This is a genomic window from Pseudomonas taeanensis MS-3, from assembly GCF_000498575.2.
GTDB lineage: Bacteria > Pseudomonadota > Gammaproteobacteria > Pseudomonadales > Pseudomonadaceae > Aquipseudomonas > Aquipseudomonas taeanensis.
In genome coordinates this window covers 486551-505227 of the sequence record NZ_AWSQ01000002.1, presented here as the reverse complement: position 1 = coordinate 505227, position 18677 = coordinate 486551, and the positions used below count along the sequence as shown (strand labels likewise).

Below are 18677 nucleotides of genomic sequence, written 5' to 3'. Positions count from 1 at the left end.
TTATTTCCAACTGACGATAAAAAGTCTGCCACTTAAGGCGACATTTCTTGTAAATGCTGAGAGCGTAATTCAGTAGCGATTACAGTCGACTCAGATCGTTGACCAGGGCCAGTAACATCACCCCAATCACCAAACTGATGCCAATTTGCATTCCCCAACCTTGCACCCGTTCTGACAGTGGCCGACCACGCGCCCACTCGATCAGGTAAAAAAGCAAATGCCCCCCATCTAACACAGGGATCGGCAATAGATTGAGAACCCCCAAACTTATGCTCAAGTAGGCCAGGAAATTCAAGAAATCCCCCAAACCCGACTCAGCCGAAGCGCCCGCCACTTTAGCAATGGTTATCGGCCCGCTCAAGTTTTTTACCGAGAGCTCACCGAAGAGCATTTTCTTTAGCGAATCCAGGGTCAATAGACTCATAGTCCAAGTGCGCTTTACGCCTTCGCCAACTGCTTCAAGCGGCCCGAAGCTGACCTCGCGGAGCATTTCAGCCGGCCACTCGACACCTTGTACACCAGCCCCCAGATAGCCACTGCGCGCCTCGCCTTCGCCACGCGCAGCCAGTTTCACCGGCATCTCCAGCGTTTGCCCTGCACGCTCGATCATTAAGTCAACTGGCTTCCCCGGCAACGCCCGCACCCGATCGACCAACTGCTGCCAGTCGTCGAGCGCCTGTCCATTCAGGGACACCAAGCGGTCGCCGACCTGCAAACCCGCCGCTTTAGCTGGGCCTTGCGGATCCAGCTCGGCCAAGATCGGCGCCAACGCGGGACGCCAAGGGCGAATACCCAGCGAGGCAATAGGATCCGGCTCTTCTACACCTTTCAACCAATCGCTCAGCACGATTTGTCGCGCAGAGTCGGCGGTAGAACCCTGCTCGCGCACCTTGACCAGCAAGGTGCCGCTTTCCCCCAAACGACGCACCAACTGCAAATTGACCGCAGCCCAACCCGTGGTTGGCTCACCATTTACCTCAGTGATTTCCTGCCCCGCCTGCAGCCCCGCTGCGGCAGCCAGGCTGGCACTCTCAACCGCGCCGATAATTGGGCGAACCTGCTGACTGCCGAGCATCGCCACCAGCCAGAAAAAAGCCAGCGCGAGCAGGAAGTTGGCCGCCGGCCCTGCGATGACGATGGCAATACGCTGCCCTACGGTTTTGCGATTGAAGGCTTGCTCCAGTTGTTCAACCGGCACATCGCCTTCACGCTCGTCGAGCATCTTGACGTAGCCGCCCAGCGGGATCGCAGCGATCACAAACTCAGTGCCATGACGGTCATACCAGCGCAGCAGCGGCGTGCCGAAACCAACCGAAAACCGCAGCACCTTGACCCCACAACGCCGCGCCACCCAGAAATGACCGAACTCGTGAAACGTGACCAGTACACCCAGGGCGACCAGGGTGCCGACAACCATATACAACGCACTCATCAATCTTCTCCTCGTCGCTATTCGCGACGACTCAGCCACTGCTCGGCAAGGGCACGCGCCCGATGGTCAGCCGCCAGTACCGTATCCAGGCATTCGACCGCGACGGCAGCCTCAGCGTTCAGCACAGCATCGATGATACTCGCGATCTCGGGAAAGCGGATGCGCCGCTCAAGAAAGGCCGCCACCGCCACTTCATTAGCCGCATTGAGCATGGCCGGGGCAGTCCCACTCACCTCCGCAGCCTGACGCGCCAGGCGCAGGCAGGGAAAACGCTGCTCGTCCGGCGCCTCAAAGTCCAAGCGCGCTACGACGAACAAATCCAACGGTGCAACGCCCGAATCGATGCGCTGCGGCCAGGCCAAAGCATGACTGATCGGCGTACGCATATCGGGGTTACCCAACTGCGCCAATACCGAACCGTCGACATAATCGACCAGAGAATGGATCACGCTTTGCGGGTGGATCACCACCTCGACCTGCTCAGGCTGAGCATCGAATAACCAACAGGCCTCGATCAACTCGAGCCCCTTGTTCATCATGCTCGCCGAATCTACCGAGATCTTGCGCCCCATCGACCAGTTTGGATGAGCGCAGGCCTGCTCGGGAGTAACCTCGGCCAACTGCTCCAGCGGGGTCTGGCGAAACGGGCCACCTGAAGCGGTCAACATGATCCGCCGCACCCCCACGGACGCCAACCCACGCGCATAGTCACCAGGCAGGCACTGGAAGATTGCATTGTGTTCGCTGTCGATTGGCAGCAACACGGCACCACTACTGCGCACAGCCTGAATAAACAGTGCGCCGGACATCACCAGCGCCTCTTTATTCGCCAGCAAGACCTTCTTGCCCGCTTCGACGGCAGCCAGGGTCGGCTTGAGCCCTGCCGCACCGACGATAGCCGCCATCACCGTATCCACCTCGGGATGCGCGGCCACCTCACAAAGACCCTGCTCACCGAACAAAACCTGGGTCGTCAGGCCCGCCGCATGCAGGCCGCCCTGCAGCTGGCGCGCCGCCTGAGCGTTCTGCGCCACCGCAAAACGCGGACGGTAAATCATGCACAGCGCCTCCAGCTCAGCCAGACGACTGAAGCCGGACAGGGCGAAAACACGATAGCGCTGAGGGTGGCGGGCAATCACATCCAGAGTGCTCAGGCCAATTGATCCAGTCGCCCCCAGCACCGTGATCTGCTGTACCTGACTCACAGCGCGCCCCAGCCGGCCAGCCATAGCAGGGCCGCGAACACCGGAATAGCGGCAGTCAAGCTGTCGATGCGATCCAGCACACCGCCGTGACCCGGGAGCAAGTTGCTGCTGTCCTTGATCCCGCTCTGGCGCTTGAACATGCTCTCGGTCAGATCACCGACCACCGAGATCAGCACGACCACGGCCGCACCCAGCAAACCCAGCGTCATTTCACCGCCAGACCAACCCCGATAGACACCGACCGCGGCAGTAATCAGCACGCTGGTGAGCAGACCACCGATCAAGCCTTCCCAGCTCTTGCCCGGACTGACCCGTGGTGCCAGCTTGCGCTTACCGAATGCCTTGCCGGAGAAATAAGCACCAATATCCGCTGCCCAGACCAAGACCATCACCGCCAGGATCAAGCCATTGGCCAGCGGCCATTGCTTGAACAGGACCAAACCCTGCCAGGCGGGCAGTAATATCAGCAGCCCGATCAGCAACTTGCCCGGCGCGCCGCCCCAATACCGGCTACTGGCGGGATAGCCCAGTACCAGCAACGTGGCCAATACCCACCAGACAACACCGACCAACAGCACCCACGTGGCTAGTGCAGGCAGTTGATAGAGCCCGAACAGCAAGACGGCAACCACGCAGGCATAAGCCACACGCTGCAGTTGCGCAGTGAAACCCGCCAGTCGCGCCCACTCCCAGCCACCCAGACTGACGACCGCGCCGATAAACAAGGCAAACGCCTGACCATCGAGCAGGAAAAACCCGCCCAACGCGACAGGCAGCAGCACCAGCGCAGTAATCACTCGTTGTTTAAGCATTAAGCACGCGCCTCGGCCTCGACCTGTTCACTGGTTTTGCCAAAGCGCCGCTGGCGCTTGGCGAAGTCCGCCAGCGCCTTGCGCATGGCGTCGTGCTTGAAATCCGGCCAGAGCAGGTCGGAGAAATACAACTCGCTGTAAGCCAGCTGCCACAACAGGAAATTACTGATGCGATGCTCGCCACCGGTGCGAATGCATAAATCCGGTAACGGCAGATCACCAGTCGCCAAGCAGCCCTGCAGCAACTCGGGGGTTATCTCCTCAGGTCGCAAATGCCCACCCTGCACCTCGCGCGCAAGGCGCTGCGCGGCTTGGGCAATATCCCACTGACCACCGTAGTTGGCCGCGATCTGCAGGACGAAGCGCTTGTCGCCAGCAGTCTGCGCCTCGGCCTCGCGCATGGCCGCTTGCAATTCCGGATGAAAACGCGAGCGATCACCAATGATTCGCAGACTGATGCCGTTGTCATTCAGCCGCTTGGCTTCGCGACGTAGCGCGCCAAGGAAGAGTTCCATCAGCGCACCGACCTCTTCCGCCGGACGCCGCCAGTTTTCACTGGAGAAGGCGAATAGCGTCAGCACCTCGACCCCTGCCTCGGCGCACACCTCAATCACCGCGCGCACCGCATCGACACCCGCTTTATGCCCAGCAACTCCAGGCAACAGGCGTTTTCTCGCCCAGCGGTTGTTACCGTCCATGATGACCGCCACATGCCGCGGAACGGCCGGCTCGGCCTTCTTCACTGATTTTTCCATGCCTGAAAGACTGGCGACCGTCAGACGGCCATCAGATCCGCTTCTTTCTGTTTCACCGCCACTTCGATCTCGCCAACGAACTTGTCTGTCAGCTTTTGCACGTCATCTGCGGCGCGGCGCTCTTCGTCTTCGCTGATTTCTTTCTCTTTGACCAGATCTTTCAACTGACTCAACGCATCGCGACGGATATTGCGCACAGCCACTCGAGCATCTTCCGCCGCATCACGCGCCTGCTTGGTGAAGCCCTTGCGGGTTTCCTCAGTCAACGCCGGCATGGAAATCAGCAGCAGTTCGCCCAGGTTGGTCGGATTGAAGCCCAGACCGGAGCTCTGGATGGCCTTATCAACGGCAGCCAACATATTGCGCTCGAACGCCACAACCTGCAGGGTGCGGGAGTCCTTGACGGTCACGTTGGCAACCTGATTCAGGGGAGTATCGGCACCATAGTAAGGCACCATCACCCCACCCAGAATACTCGGGTGAGCCTGGCCGGTACGAATACGACTGAACGCATGAGCTAGCGATTCCAGACTTTTCTGCATACGCGCTTGGGCGTCTTTCTTGATCTCGTTGATCATTCTTCACCTTCCTCGATCAGAGTACCTTCGGCGCCACCCACTACAACATTCAGCAGGGCGCCAGGTTTATTCATATTGAACACACGCAGCGGCATCTTATGGTCGCGGCACAGACAGATGGCCGTCAGATCCATAACACCCAGCTTGCGATCAAGCACTTCATCGTAGGTCAGACGGTCGAACTTCTCCGCATGCGGATCCTTGAACGGATCGGCGGTGTACACACCATCAACCTTGGTCGCCTTCAACACCACATCGGCATCGATTTCGATGGCCCGCAGGCAGGCCGCGGAGTCGGTAGTAAAGAAGGGATTACCAGTGCCAGCGGCGAAAATCACCACCTCACCGGTTTTCAGATGACGCAAGGCCTTGCGGCGATCGTAATGGTCGGTCACGCCTACCATGGAGATGGCCGACATGACGATGGCTGGGATATTCGAACGCTCCAGCGCGTCGCGCATGGCCAAGGCATTCATCACCGTCGCCAGCATACCCATGTGATCGCCGGTAACCCGATCCATGCCCGCCGCACTCAATGCCGCACCACGGAACAAGTTGCCGCCACCAATCACCAAGCCCACCTGAACACCGATGCCAACCAACTGGCCAACTTCCAGCGCCATGCGATCAAGCACTTTGGGATCGATACCAAAGTCTTCCGAGCCCATCAAGGCCTCGCCGCTAAGCTTGAGTAGAATGCGCTTGTAACGCGGTTGACGACCACTCACCTGCTGAGCCATTACCAGTCTCTCCTGCAGCGGTTGAATTCTGCGCGGGCTGATCGCCCGCAATTATCGAGTGTTTCGACAACGCTCTTGGCCATGGGTGCCACCCGACACTCACTACCAACAAACTGCCACCCTAGTTCGACAAAGAGGCCGCACGCATAAGCGGGCAGCCTCTTCGGGGCGACAGAATTGAATCCGTCTTACTGCTTGCTGGCAGCCAATTGCGCAGCCACTTCTTCAGCGAAGTTGTCGACTGGCTTCTCGATGCCTTCGCCTACCTGGAAGCGGGTGAAGGAAACGATTTCTGCGCCAGCTTTCTTGGCCAGTGCACCGACCTTGATTTCTGGATCCTTGACGAAGGCCTGCTCAACCAGACTGGCTTCAGCGAGGAACTTCTGGATGCGGCCACCAACCATCTTCTCGACGATTTCAGCCGGCTTGCCTTTGATCTTGTCTTCGTTGAGGCTCATGAACACGGCTTTCTCGCGCTCGACAGCTTCAGCAGAAACTTCCGAAGGCAGCAGGAATTCCGGGTTGCTGGCAGCCACGTGCATGGCGATATCTTTGGCCAGATCAGCGTCACCGCCTTTCAGGACCACAACCACACCGATCTTGTTACCGTGCAGGTAAGCGTTGACCACGTCGCCTTCAAGACGAGCCAGGCGGCGAATATTGACGTTCTCGCCAACTTTGGCCACCAGCGCTTCACGCGCGGATTCCTGAGCGGCGATCAGCGGAGCTGCGTCGGTCAGTTTGTCGGCGAAGGCTTTTTCAATGCTGGCGCTGACGAAGTTCTTGAAGTCGTCTTGCAGAGCCAGGAAGTCAGTTTGCGAGTTGACTTCCAGGATCACGGCCGACTTGCCATCTTCGGCAACTTTCACACCGATAGCGCCTTCAGCGGCAACGTTGCCCGCTTTTTTAGCAGCCTTGATCGCGCCGGAGGCACGCATGTCATCAATGGCTTGCTCGATGTCGCCGCCGGCCTTGGTCAAGGCCTTTTTGCAATCCATCATGCCTTCGCCGGTACGCTCGCGCAGTTCTTTGACCAACGCTGCAGTAATCTCTGCCATTTCAAATTCCTCTTGGATAGGTTGTTAACCATTCCACCCGCAAAACGGGCGCTCAATTCTTAACGCATTGCCGGCAACTAACAGGATCACTTGAAGCTGCGGTACGACAATGGTTTTCAAGGTGGCAAAAAGGGGGCCAAGCCCCCTTTTTGCGAACTAAGCAAACGCTAGAAGCGTTTCACTCAGCCTTCAGCAGCTTCTGCAGCCGGGGCTTGCTCGACGAACTCGTCGGTGCCGCCACCAGTGTTGCTGCGACCACGCACAATGGCGTCAGCCATGGCACCCATGTACAGCTGGATAGCGCGGATGGCGTCGTCGTTACCTGGGATGATGTAGTCGATGCCTTCCGGGCTGCTGTTGGTATCAACTACACCAATAACAGGGATACCCAGCTTGTTGGCTTCGGTGATAGCAATGCGCTCGTGGTCAACGTCGATTACGAACATGGCGTCTGGCAGACCACCCATGTCCTTGATACCACCCAGGCTACGATCCAGCTTTTCCAGATCGCGGGTACGCATCAGGGCTTCTTTCTTGGTCAGCTTGGTGAAAGTACCGTCCTGGGACTGAACTTCCAGATCACGCAGACGCTTGATCGAGGCGCGGATGGTTTTGTAGTTGGTCAGCATGCCGCCCAACCAGCGATGATCGACAAACGGCGAGCCGCAACGAGCAGCTTCTTCGCGAACGATCTTGCCAGCGGAACGCTTGGTACCAACGAACAGAATCTTGTTTTTACCGGCAGCCAGCTTCTCAACGAAAGACAGTGCTTCGTTGAACATCGGCAGGGTTTTTTCAAGGTTGATGATGTGAATCTTGTTACGCGCGCCGAAAATGTACTTACCCATTTTCGGGTTCCAGTAACGGGTCTGGTGACCGAAGTGCACACCGGCCTTCAGCATATCGCGCATATTGACTTGGGACATGATAGTTCCTTAATAAGTCGGGTTAGGCCTCCACGCGCCCCAGTCTCCAACCCTTGCGGGCACCCAGGAAACTGTGTCGACACGTGTGCGGATTTAAGCCTCAGGGCAGACAGCCCGTAAAGCGGCGCGTTTTATACCACAAAGACCCACCCCAAGCTACAGGAAATCCACAACTCACTGTCGCCAGGGCCTGAGCTGAACGCCTTTGGCGTGCCGCTGCCGCTCGCCTTCTCTGTTAGAATCCGGTCTTTGTCAATTTCACCTTGCGCCAATGGGCGCCGAGAGAGCCCGCATGACCGTCACTATCAAGACGCCTGAGGAAATCGAAAAAATGCGCGTAGCCGGTCGCCTGGCTGCCGATGTGCTGGAAATGATCGGCGAACACGTCAAGCCTGGCGTCACTACTGAAGAGCTGGATCGCATTTGTCACGACTATATAGTCAACGAACAGAAAGCCATCCCCGCGCCGCTCAACTACAAAGGCTTCCCCAAGTCGATCTGCACCTCGGTCAACCACGTGGTCTGCCATGGCATCCCCAACGAGAAGCCACTGAAAGATGGCGACGTGCTGAATATCGATATAACCGTGATCAAGGACGGCTATCACGGCGACACCAGCAAGATGTTCATGGTCGGCAAGGTTCCCGAGTGGGCCGAGCGCCTGGCCAAGATCACCCAGGAATGTATGTATAAAGGTATTCAGCTCGTGCGCCCCGGTACGCGCTTGGGCGACATCGGCGAAGTGATCCAGAAGCACGCCGAGAAGAACGGCTTCTCCGTGGTGCGTGAATACTGTGGTCACGGCATCGGTGCAGTCTTCCACGAAGAGCCGCAGGTGCTGCACTACGGCCGCGCCGGCACCGGCATGGAACTAAAAGAAGGCATGACCTTCACCATCGAACCGATGATCAACCAGGGCCGTGCGGAAACCCGTCTGCTCGGTGATGGCTGGACCGCGATCACCAAGGATCGCAAGCTCTCCGCCCAATGGGAACACACCATCCTGGTAACGGCCGACGGTTACGAAATTTTCACCCTGCGCAGTGACGACAGCATCCCCCGCACCTCGGCCTGACCCGCTCAGGTAGCCGTTACCGTGTTATCGCTCTATTAAGGAAGGCCGCTGCATGTCGCAGGTAGACCCCGAACTGTTCGACCGTGGCCAGTTCCAGGCCGAACTGGCCTTGAAGTCCAGCCCCATCGGCGCCTTCAAGAAAGCCATTCGCCGCGCCCATGAGGTGCTCGACGCACGCTTCAAGGCTGGTCGCGAGGTACGCCGACTGGTCGAGGATCGCGCCTGGTTCGCCGATCAGATCCTGCGTGAAGCCTGGGATCGCCTGGCCTGGAGCGAGGACGCAGCTATCGCCCTGCTGGCGGTCGGCGGCTATGGTCGCGGTGAACTGCACCCTTATTCGGACATCGACCTGCTGATCCTGCTCGACAGCGCCGACCATGAAACCTTCCGCGAACCGATTGAGCGTTTCCTTACCCTGCTGTGGGACATCGGCCTGGAAGTCGGCCAGAGCGTACGCTCGGTCGATGAATGCGCCGAGGAAGCCCGCGTCGACCTGACGGTGATCACCAACCTGATGGAAAGCCGCACCATCGCCGGCCCCGAACGCCTGCGTCAGCGCATGCTGGGCGTCACCAGCAGCGAACAGATGTGGCCGAGCAAGGAGTTCTTTCTGGCCAAGCGCAAAGAGCAGCGCGCGCGTCACGCCAAGTACAACGACACCGAATACAACCTCGAACCCAACGTCAAAGGCTCGCCCGGTGGGCTGCGCGATATCCAGACCATCCTCTGGGTCGCCCGACGCCACTTCGGCACCCTGAATCTGCATGCCATGGTCGGCCAGGGTTATTTGCTGGAAAGTGAGTATGAGCTGCTCGCATCAAGCCAGGACTTCCTCTGGAAAGTGCGCTACGCCCTGCACATGCTGGCTGGCCGCGCCGAAGATCGCCTGCTGTTCGACCACCAGGGCCAGGTCGCCGCGCTGCTCGGCTTCGAGGGAGTCGACCGCAAGCGCACCATCGAGCACTTCATGCAGAAGTACTACCGCGTGGTGATGGCCATCGCCGAGCTGAGTGACCTGATCAATCAGCACTTCGAGGAGGAAATTCTCCGCGCCGGCGAAGTCAGTCCGGCCCAGCCGCTGAACAGCCGCTTCCAGCTGCGTAACGGCTACATCGAAGCCATTCACCCGAAAGTCTTCAAGCGCACGCCGTTCGCCATTCTGGAAATTTTCGTGGTCATGGCCCAGCACCCGGAGATCGAAGGAGTGTGCGCCGACACCATCCGCCTGTTGCGTGACCACCGCCACCTAATCGACGACGACTTTCGTGCCGACATCCGCAACACCAGCCTGTTCATCGAACTGTTCAAGTGCAAGGAAGGCATCCACCGCAACCTGCGCCGGATGAACCGCTACGGCATTCTCGGCCGCTACCTGCCTGAGTTCGGACACATCGTCGGGCAGATGCAGCACGACCTGTTTCACATCTACACCGTCGATGCCCACACCCTGAATGTCATCAAGCACCTGCGTAAACTGGGCAAACCAGGCGTGGCGGAGAAATTCCCGCTGGCCAGCGAACTGGTCGAGAAGCTGCCCAAGCCCGAGCTGATCTACCTCGCCGGCATCTATCACGACATCGGCAAAGGTCGCGGCGGCGACCACTCCGAGCTGGGTGCGGTGGATGCCGCAGCCTTCTGCGTGCGCCACCAGCTACCCAGCTGGGATAGCAAACTGATCGTCTGGCTGGTGCAGAGCCATCTGGTGATGTCGACCACCGCGCAGCGCAAGGACTTGTCCGACCCGCAGGTGATATTCGATTTCGCTCGTCAGGTCGGCGATCAAACGCGCCTGGATTACCTCTATGTGCTCACCGTGGCCGATATCAACGCCACCAACCCGAGCCTGTGGAACTCCTGGCGCGCCAGCCTGATGCGCCAGCTCTACACCGAGACCAAGCGGGCATTGAGCCGCGGCCTGGAGAATCCGCTGGATCGCGAAGAGCAGATTCGCCTGAACCAAAGCGCCGCCCTGGAGATTCTGGTACGCGGTGGCACCGACCCGGATCATGCGGAACAGCTCTGGGCGCAGCTGGGCGATGACTACTTCCTGCGCCACACGGCCGACGATGTCGCCTGGCACACCCTGGCCATCATCCAGCATCCGAACGACGGTAACCCGCTGGTGCTGATCAAGGAGACGACCCAGCGCGAGTTCGAAGGCGGTACGCAGATATTCATCTACGCCGAGGATCAGCACGACTTCTTCGCCGTGACCGTGGCCGCCATGGCGCAGCTCAACCTGAACATTCACGACGCGCGCATTCTCACCTCGACCAGCCAGTTCACCCTCGACACCTATATCGTCCTGGAAGCCGACGGTAGCTCGATTGGCGACAACCCGGCACGCATCAACAAGATCCGCCAGGGGCTGATCGATGCGCTGAAAAACCCGGACGAATACCCGAACATCATTCAACGTCGCGTGCCGCGCCAGCTCAAGCACTTCGCCTTTGCGCCGCAGGTGACCATCCACAACGATGCCCACCGCCCGGTGACCATACTCGAACTGAGCGCACCGGATCGACCGGGCCTGCTGGCGCGGGTCGGGCGGATCTTCCTCGAGTTCGACCTGTCGATCCAGAATGCCAAGATCGCCACCCTTGGTGAACGCGTAGAAGACGTGTTCTTCGTCACCGATGCCCACAACCAGCCACTGTCTGATCCACAGTTGTGTATCCGCCTGCAAGAGACCATCGTCGCACGCCTGTCGGATGCCCAAGGACAGCAGACCGAAACCAACCAGATCAGCTTTTAACCCGTAGGGTGCAGTAAGGCCTGAGGCCGCATTGCACCGTTCCATCCACGACCGGCAGCGCCCTGCGCTGCGCTTATTGACGCCCTACAGCCATGAACCAAGCTTTAAACGATTTGCAGCCCTACCCCTTTGAGAAGCTCCGCGCCCTGTTGGCCGAGGCGCAGCCGCCCAGCGACAAGAAAGCCATCGCCTTGTCGATTGGCGAGCCCAAGCATCGCTCGCCCGCCTTCGTCGCCGAAGCGCTCGCGGCCAACCTGGACCAGCTGGCGGTGTACCCGACCACCCTGGGCAGCGCCGCGTTGCGCGTCGCGATTGCCAACTGGTGTAGCCGGCGTTTCAACCTGCCAGCAGGCGCGCTCGATCCGGCACGTCACGTGCTGCCGGTCAACGGTACCCGCGAGGCGTTGTTCGCCTTTACCCAGACGGTGGTTCAGCGCAGTACTGCCGATCAGGCACCTGGCCTGGTGGTCAGCCCCAATCCGTTCTACCAGATCTACGAAGGCGCAGCGCTGCTCGCCGGCGCCCAACCGCATTACCTGCCGTGCCTGGAAGAGTTCGGTTTCAATCCGGATTTCGACGCCGTCAGTGCGGACGTCTGGCATCGCTGCCAGATTCTCTTCCTCTGCTCGCCGGGCAACCCAACCGGTGCACTGATCCCCGTGCAGACCCTGAAAAAGCTGATACAGCTGGCCGATGAATTCGATTTCGTCATCGCCGCCGACGAGTGCTACAGCGAGCTGTACTTCGACGAGGCCAACCCGCCCGCCGGCCTGCTGACCGCCTGCGCCGAGCTGGGCCGGGATGACTTCAAGCGCTGCGTGGTGTTCCACAGCCTGTCCAAGCGCTCCAACCTGCCGGGACTACGCTCGGGCTTCGTGGCCGGTGACGCCGACATATTGAAATCTTTTCTGCTGTACCGTACCTACCACGGCTGCGCCATGCCGGTACAAACCCAACTGGCCAGCGTCGCTGCCTGGAACGATGAAGTGCATGTACGGGCCAACCGCGCCCTGTACCGCGAGAAGTTCGACGCAGTGCTGGCGATTCTCGACGGCGTACTGGAGGTGCAGCGGCCAGATGGCGGTTTCTACCTGTGGGCGAAAACCCCGACAGACGACGAGACCTTCACCCGCGAGTTGTATGCGCGTGAACACGTCACAGTGGTCCCCGGCTCCTACCTGTCGCGCAACGTCGACGGTGTCAATCCGGGCGCCAACCGCGTGCGCATGGCCTTGGTCGCCCCCCTGGCCGAATGCGTCGAGGCCGCCGAACGGATCCGCGCCTTCGTCACGAACAGCAATACTGTGAAAAATTTAAAGAGTCTGTAAGCATGAGCAGAACCCTCTACGGCATCAAAGCCTGCGACACCATGAAGAAAGCTCGCACCTGGCTCGACCAGCACGCGGTAAGCTACGTCTTTCATGATTACAAAGCCGCCGGCATCGACCGCGGCAACCTGCAGAAGTGGTGCAACGAACATGGCTGGGAAACCATTCTCAACCGTGCCGGCACCACCTTCCGCAAGCTGGACGACGCACAGAAAGCCGACCTGGACCAGAACAAGGCCATCGAACTGATGCTCGCCCAGCCATCGATGATCAAGCGCCCTGTGCTCGATCTCGGTGACAAGACCCTGATTGGCTTCAAGGCCGAGCGCTATGCCACTGACGTGGTCTGAGCGACGACCAACTCATTTGAATTTGTTGTAAGGAAAACACCATGACCACCTCTCTGTTCAGCCTGGCCTTCGGCGTTGGCACACAAAACCGTCAAAACACCTGGCTTGAAGTGTTCTACGCTCAGCCGCTGCTCAACCCAGCTAGCGAGTTGAGCGACAAAATTGCCGAAAAACTCGGCTACAACGGCGGCAATCAGGCCATCGCCTTCACCACCCAGCAGGCCGGCGAACTGGCAGAAAGCATCAAGGGCCTTGATGCCGGCCAGGCCAAGCTGCTGACCCGCCTGGCAGAAAGCCATAGGCCGCTGGTTGCCACCTTCCTCGCCGAAGATGCTGCGCCGATCAGCACCCCCGAGGCCTACCTCAAGCTGCACCTGCTCTCCCATCGTCTGGTCAAGCCACATGGCCTCAACCTCACCGGGATCTTCCCGCTGCTGCCCAACGTCGCCTGGACCAGCCAGGGCGCCATTGACCTGGCCGAACTGGCCGAGCGTCAACTGGAAGCGCGCCTGAAAGGCGAGTTGCTGGAAGTGTTCTCGGTGGACAAGTTCCCGAAAATGACCGACTACGTGGTTCCGGCCGGCGTACGCATCGCCGACACGGCGCGGGTCCGTCTGGGCGCCTATGTCGGTGAAGGCACCACCGTGATGCACGAGGGTTTCGTCAACTTCAACGCCGGTACCGCCGGCCCGGGCATGATCGAAGGCCGCGTTTCCGCGGGCGTGTTCGTCGGCAAGGGCTCGGACCTGGGTGGCGGCTGCTCGACCATGGGCACCCTATCCGGCGGTGGCAACATCGTGATTTCCGTCGGCGAAGGCTGCCTGATCGGCGCCAACGCCGGCATCGGCATCCCCCTGGGCGACCGCAACACCGTGGAATCCGGCCTGTACATCACCGCCGGCACCAAGGTGGCGCTGCTCGATGGTGACAACAAACTGGTCAAGGTGCTCAAGGCCCGCGATCTGGCCGGTCAACCGGACCTGCTGTTCCGGCGCAACTCGCAGAGCGGCGCGGTGGAGTGCAAGACCCATAAGTCGGCCATCGAGCTGAATGAAGCGCTGCACGCCCACAACTAAAAGTTGCTTTAACACGGCTACGCTCGCCCATACGGCGTTGCAATAAGGCTCGGACGCGTCATTTACTTCAGTAAACTCCGCTTCCTCGCCTTATTGCGCCTTGTCTGGCCTGCGCTCGCGACGCGTTAAACTCAACTTTTAGCCGCCAGATAAGTTCTGGAAAAACAATGTCTCTTATCTCCCCCTGGCGCGCCGACTTCCCTGGCATCCTGGCCCTTGAGGCCGAGGGTCAGACCTACCTGGACAGCGCCGCCACCGCACAAAAACCGCAGGCCGTACTGGATGCGCTGCTCGGCTACTACGCCGGCGGTGCGGCCAATGTGCATCGTGCCCAGCACCTGCCCGGCGAGCGTGCCACCCGTGCCTTCGAGGGCGCGCGCAGCCACATCGCCCACTGGCTGAATGCCGCTGACCTGACCCAGATCGTGTTGACCCGCGGCGCTACCGAAGCCTTCAATCTGTTGGCGTACGGACTCGAGGCGGAGTTTCAGCCCGGTGACGAGATCGTCATCAGCGCCCTGGAACACCACGCCAATCTATTGCCCTGGCAACAGTTGGCGCTGCGCCGCCAGCTCAAGCTGATCGTGCTGCCCCTGGATCGCAGCGGCCTGATCGACCTGGAACAGGCAGCCCGACTGATCGGTCCGCGCACGCGACTGCTGGCCGTCAGCCAACTGTCCAACGTGCTGGGCTGCTGGCAACCGCTGCGCGAGTTGATCCAACTGGCCCAGGCCCAAGGAGCCCTCTGCGTGGTCGATGGCGCCCAAGGCGTGGTGCATGGCCGCCATGACATGCAGGCGCTGGGTTGCGATTTCTATGTATTCTCCAGCCATAAACTCTACGGGCCAGACGGCGTCGGCGTGCTCTACGGTCGCCCCGACGCCTTGCAACGGCTGCAGCACTGGCAGTTCGGCGGAGAGATGGTGCGAGTGGCGGATTATCAGGCCGCCGAATTCCACAGCGCGCCCCTGGGCTTCGAAGCCGGGACGCCGCCGATCGCCGGGGTGATCGCCCTCGGCGCCAGTCTGGATTACCTGGCTGGCCTGGATGCCGCCGCCGTCAGCGGCCACGAAGCCGCGCTGCACGCCAAACTGCTTGCCGGCCTGGCCGTACGCGAAGGCATTCGGCTGCTCGGTGCGCCACAGGTGGCGCTGGCCAGCTTTGTGGTCGACGGCGTGCACAATGCCGACCTCGCACATTTACTTACCGAGCAAGGTATCGCCGTGCGCGCAGGTCACCACTGCGCCATGCCGTTGCTGAAAAGCCTCGGGCTGGCCGGTGCCATTCGCGTGTCGCTGGGGTTGTATAACGATGGCGAGGATCTGCAGCGCTTCTTCGCTGCCCTCGACCAGGCCCTGGAGCTGTTGCGATGAGCCTGCCCAGTGCGGCGCAGGAAGCGCTGGCTGCCTTCCAGCAGGCCGGTAGCTGGGAGCAACGCGCGCGCCTGCTGATGCAATGGGGCGAACGCCTGGCCCCGCTGCTCGACGCGGAGCGCAGTGAAAGCCAGCGGGTGCATGGCTGCGAAAGCCAGGTCTGGCTGGTCGCTGAGGTGCAGGATGACCACTGGCAGTTCCGTGCGACCAGCGATGCGCGGCTGATCCGTGGCTTGCTCGCCGTGCTGCTGACGCGGGTTAACGGGTTGAACAGCAGTGAGTTGCAGACGGTTGACCTGGCCGACTGGTTCGCCCAGCTAGGCTTGGCGCGCCAGCTCTCACCGTCGCGCAGCAATGGCCTTAGTGCGGTGCTGCAGCGCATGCGTGAGCTGGCCCTCAGTCGATCAGGGTAAGCCCGTTCTCGGCGCACCACTGCGCCAGTTCCGCGCGCGTACGCTGCGCTTCGTAGGCATACCAGTCGTCCAGCTCGCCGATATCCAGTAGCCAGGCTTTGTAATGGGAATACGCGCCTTTGCGGCGAAACATATCCTCCACGTGCTCATAGTCCAATTGCTTGGCCAGCACGAAGTCGAAGACCAGTTGTTTGCCTAAGTCAAAATCGTACTTTCCCGGAATCGCCAGACAGGCATCGGCATCGAAGTCCTCCGGCAATTCATCCGAGCAGTCGCCGTAAGGATCGACGCAATAAATCGCGCCGTTTAGCGGATCGATAAAACACTGCACATCGCCTTGCCCGGCGCTCACCATTCCGTAGGCCAGTTCGAGTTCGGCGTAACTGACCTTGATCGGACTATTTGTCATCCTCATCAAATCGCCCCTCTTGATTGCAGCCATCGAAGCATATTGCCCCTACTACCCGCGGCCAAGCGCTTGAGCGAAACCGAATCGATACACTGACGCGACCATCCACGAGCATCACACAACGCCTTATTGGCCTCGCTCCGCCGGCCGCCGCGTACCGGCTACCAGCTTGTCGACGATCCTCGCCGCGGCGACCATGCCGAAGCTGGCGGTGACCATCATCGCCGCGCCGAAGCCGCCAGCGCAGTCGAGCTTGACCCCTTCACCGACGAAGCCCTTGTACTGACACACCGTGCCGTCCGGCTTGGGGTAGCGCAGCTGCTCGGTGGAAAACACACAGGGAACGCTGTAGTTACGCCCCGGGGTGCGCGAGAAGTTGTAGTCGCGACGCAGGGTCGAACGCACCTTGGATGCCAGCGGGTCATTGAAGGTCTTGTTCAGGTCGCCGACCTGAATCTGCGTCGGATCGATCTGTCCGCCGGCGCCGCCGGTGGTGATGACCTGGATCTTGCGCCGCTTGCACCAGGAGATCAGCGCCGCCTTGGCGTTGACGCTGTCAATGCAGTCGATCACCGCATCCATCTGCTCGGTGATGTACTCGGCCATGGTCTCGCGGGTGACGAAGTCGGCCACCGCATGTACCACGCAGGCCGGATTGATCGCGCGGAGACGCGCCGCCATAACCTCAACCTTGGCCTGGCCAACGGCGCCGTCCAGTGCATGAATCTGCCGGTTGGTGTTGGTGATGCACACATCGTCCAGGTCGAACAGCGAGATCTCGCCCACGCCCGACCGGGCCAAGGCCTCGGCCGCCCAGGAACCGACACCACCGATGCCAACCACGGCGACATGTGCGGCCAGCAGACGCTCGGCACCCTCGCGGCCATACAGACGGGCTATTCCGGAAAAGCGTTGATCATCGAGCGGCATTTCATCACCTCGACACCCAGGACGCGGGCAGGCGCGCATTATAGGAAGCTCGCGGCCGTGGCCCAAGCCTCACATGCACCCTGGCACTGCAAACGCATGCCCAGGGGCTTAAAGCTATAACCGGCTGCGGGTTAGTCCTCCGCTCACAACAAAACCAGCTGCCGGAGCCTGCCATGCGTAACTTTAGCTTTCACAACCCGACCCAGATCCACTTTGGCGAAGGCCAGATTGCCAAGCTTGGCCAGGAAATCCCCGCCGACAGTCGCGTGCTGGTCACCCATGGCGGCGGCAGCATTTTCCAGAACGGTGTCTGGGCTCTGGTCGAAGCCGCACTGGCCGGCTTCGCCGTCAGCCGTTTCGCCGGCATCGAGGCAAACCCGCAGTTCGACACCCTGCTGCGCGCGATGGAGCAGGCCAGGCGCGATCGCTGCGACTTTGTCCTGGCGATCGGCGGCGGTTCGGTGATCGACGCCAGCAAGTTCATCGCCGCAGCGCTGTGCCACGCTGGCGATCCGCTCGAGCTGCTCACCGGCACTCCGATCCAGGCGGCCCTGCCGCTGGGCTGCGTGCTGACCCTGGCGGCCACGGGCTCGGAGAGCAACCCGCATGGCGTGATCACCCATGTCGAGCGCCAAGCCAAGCTGCCGTTTTCCAGCCCGTTGCTCTACCCGCGCTTCGCCATCCTCGACCCCTGCACTACCTTCAGCCTGCCTGCGCGACAGACCGGCAACGGCGTGGTCGACGCCTTCGTACACACCATCGAGCAATACCTCACCTACCCGGCCGATGCCCCCTTGCAGGACCGTTATGCCGAGGGCCTGCTGCAGACGCTGATAGAGGAAGGACCCAAGGCCCTGGCCAACCCGCAGGACTACAACGCCCGCGCCAACCTGATGTGGTGCGCCACCCAGGCCCTCAATGGCCTGCTAGGTTGCGGTGTGCCGCAGGATTGGGCGACCCACATGATTGGCCATGAACTGACCGCGCTTTATCACATCGATCATGCGCAGACGCTCGCAGTGGTACTCCCGGCGCTGCTGGCCGAACGTCGCGAGGCCAAGTGGAGCAAGCTGTTGCAGTACGCCGAACGGGTGTGGCACTTGCGCGAGGGCAGCGAAGCCGCACGCATCGATGCTGCCATCGCTGCCACGCAGACGTTTTTCACGGCTATGGGGGTGCCGACGCGCCTGTCCGAACATGGCCTGGATGCCGATGTGATCCCTCAGGTGCTGGCGCAGCTGGAACGGCATCGAATGACCGCTTTGGGCGAAGGCTGCGACATCGACCTGGCCACCAGCGAACGTATTCTGCTGCGCGCGCTGTAGGCTGGCGTAGAGCGTAGCGAAACCCAGCCCGCAGGTGTTGGACGCAGCGACAGAACGGCAGGAAGTCGTTCTGCACAGCTTTAGCTGCCCGCAGGGCGAGGTGCATGGATGCACCTCATGAAACCCAGCCAGCAGGT

At 60.6% G+C, this 18677-nt stretch carries 18 protein-coding genes; 8 read left to right on the top strand and 10 right to left on the bottom strand.

What is annotated here, in order from left to right; translation table 11 throughout:
* Positions 1-79: 79 nt before the first annotated feature.
* The 8 genes from rseP to rpsB all read right to left on the bottom strand — a co-directional run bounded on the left by rseP (position 80) and on the right by rpsB (position 7506).
* Positions 80-1432, bottom strand: coding sequence for a sigma E protease regulator RseP (gene rseP, locus TMS3_RS10360; RefSeq protein WP_025165208.1), 1353 nt, complete (start codon positions 1430-1432; stop codon positions 80-82).
* A 17-nt stretch (positions 1433-1449) separates the two neighbouring features.
* Positions 1450-2637 (bottom strand): 1-deoxy-D-xylulose-5-phosphate reductoisomerase, encoded by a 1188-nt coding sequence (ispC, locus tag TMS3_RS10355; protein ID WP_025165207.1) that lies wholly within the window; start codon positions 2635-2637, stop codon positions 1450-1452.
* Positions 2634-3449, bottom strand: a complete 816-nt coding sequence (locus TMS3_RS10350) for a phosphatidate cytidylyltransferase (protein WP_025165206.1) — start codon at positions 3447-3449, stop codon at positions 2634-2636. Before TMS3_RS10350 ends, ispC begins: the two co-directional genes overlap by 4 nt.
* On the bottom strand, positions 3449-4192 hold the full coding sequence (uppS, locus tag TMS3_RS10345) for a polyprenyl diphosphate synthase (RefSeq protein ID WP_407691612.1): 744 nt from the start codon (positions 4190-4192) through the stop codon (positions 3449-3451). Before uppS ends, TMS3_RS10350 begins: the two co-directional genes overlap by 1 nt.
* Before the next feature lie 32 nt (positions 4193-4224).
* Positions 4225-4782, bottom strand: coding sequence for a ribosome recycling factor (gene frr / locus TMS3_RS10340; protein ID WP_025165204.1), 558 nt, complete (start codon positions 4780-4782; stop codon positions 4225-4227).
* Positions 4779-5522: a UMP kinase gene (gene pyrH / locus TMS3_RS10335; RefSeq protein WP_025165203.1), complete on the bottom strand. Its 744-nt coding sequence runs from the start codon at positions 5520-5522 to the stop codon at positions 4779-4781. Before pyrH ends, frr begins: the two co-directional genes overlap by 4 nt.
* 188 nt (positions 5523-5710) lie before the next feature.
* The gene (tsf, locus tag TMS3_RS10330; RefSeq protein ID WP_025165202.1) at positions 5711-6580 is read right to left on the bottom strand and encodes a translation elongation factor Ts; all 870 of its coding nucleotides are present in this window, start codon (positions 6578-6580) and stop codon (positions 5711-5713) included.
* 182 nt (positions 6581-6762) lie between these two features.
* Positions 6763-7506 (bottom strand): 30S ribosomal protein S2, encoded by a 744-nt coding sequence (gene rpsB, locus TMS3_RS10325; protein ID WP_029866280.1) that lies wholly within the window; start codon positions 7504-7506, stop codon positions 6763-6765.
* Between the two features lie 292 nt (positions 7507-7798).
* On the opposite strand from rpsB, the gene map reads away from it, so the two are divergent.
* From map to TMS3_RS10290, 7 genes are all read left to right on the top strand, one after another.
* Positions 7799-8581, top strand: coding sequence for a type I methionyl aminopeptidase (gene map, locus TMS3_RS10320; RefSeq protein WP_025165200.1), 783 nt, complete (start codon positions 7799-7801; stop codon positions 8579-8581).
* A 52-nt stretch (positions 8582-8633) separates the two neighbouring features.
* Positions 8634-11336, top strand: coding sequence for a [protein-PII] uridylyltransferase (locus TMS3_RS10315; protein WP_025165199.1), 2703 nt, complete (start codon positions 8634-8636; stop codon positions 11334-11336).
* A gap of 92 nt (positions 11337-11428) precedes the next feature.
* A complete protein-coding gene (dapC, locus tag TMS3_RS10310) occupies positions 11429-12664 on the top strand; it encodes a succinyldiaminopimelate transaminase (protein ID WP_025165198.1) in 1236 nt (411 codons plus the stop codon).
* Between the two features lie 2 nt (positions 12665-12666).
* Positions 12667-13014 (top strand): ArsC family reductase, encoded by a 348-nt coding sequence (locus TMS3_RS10305; protein ID WP_025165197.1) that lies wholly within the window; start codon positions 12667-12669, stop codon positions 13012-13014.
* A gap of 41 nt (positions 13015-13055) precedes the next feature.
* Positions 13056-14090, top strand: a complete 1035-nt coding sequence (gene dapD / locus TMS3_RS10300) for a 2,3,4,5-tetrahydropyridine-2,6-dicarboxylate N-succinyltransferase (protein ID WP_025165196.1) — start codon at positions 13056-13058, stop codon at positions 14088-14090.
* A gap of 167 nt (positions 14091-14257) precedes the next feature.
* Complete coding sequence (locus TMS3_RS10295) at positions 14258-15463, top strand: aminotransferase class V-fold PLP-dependent enzyme (protein ID WP_025165195.1); 1206 nt, start codon at positions 14258-14260, stop codon at positions 15461-15463.
* Positions 15460-15876, top strand: a complete 417-nt coding sequence (locus TMS3_RS10290) for a SufE family protein (RefSeq protein WP_025165194.1) — start codon at positions 15460-15462, stop codon at positions 15874-15876. Before TMS3_RS10295 ends, TMS3_RS10290 begins: the two co-directional genes overlap by 4 nt.
* Here the strand turns inward: TMS3_RS10290 and TMS3_RS10285 are convergent.
* Both TMS3_RS10285 and tcdA read right to left on the bottom strand, forming a co-directional pair.
* A complete protein-coding gene (locus TMS3_RS10285) occupies positions 15860-16291 on the bottom strand; it encodes a UPF0158 family protein (protein ID WP_152985490.1) in 432 nt (143 codons plus the stop codon). The two genes, TMS3_RS10290 and TMS3_RS10285, sit on opposite strands and share 17 nt — an antisense overlap.
* Positions 16292-16411: 120 nt before the next feature.
* Positions 16412-17215 carry a tRNA cyclic N6-threonylcarbamoyladenosine(37) synthase TcdA gene (gene tcdA / locus TMS3_RS10280; protein ID WP_025165192.1) on the bottom strand — a complete coding sequence of 268 codons (804 nt, stop codon included), beginning with the start codon at positions 17213-17215 and terminating at the stop codon, positions 16412-16414.
* Positions 17216-17388: 173 nt separating this feature from the next.
* Here tcdA and TMS3_RS10275 point away from each other — a divergent pair, with 173 nt between their 5' ends.
* Positions 17389-18540, top strand: a complete 1152-nt coding sequence (locus tag TMS3_RS10275; RefSeq protein WP_025165191.1) for an iron-containing alcohol dehydrogenase — start codon at positions 17389-17391, stop codon at positions 18538-18540.
* Positions 18541-18677 lie beyond the last annotated feature (137 nt).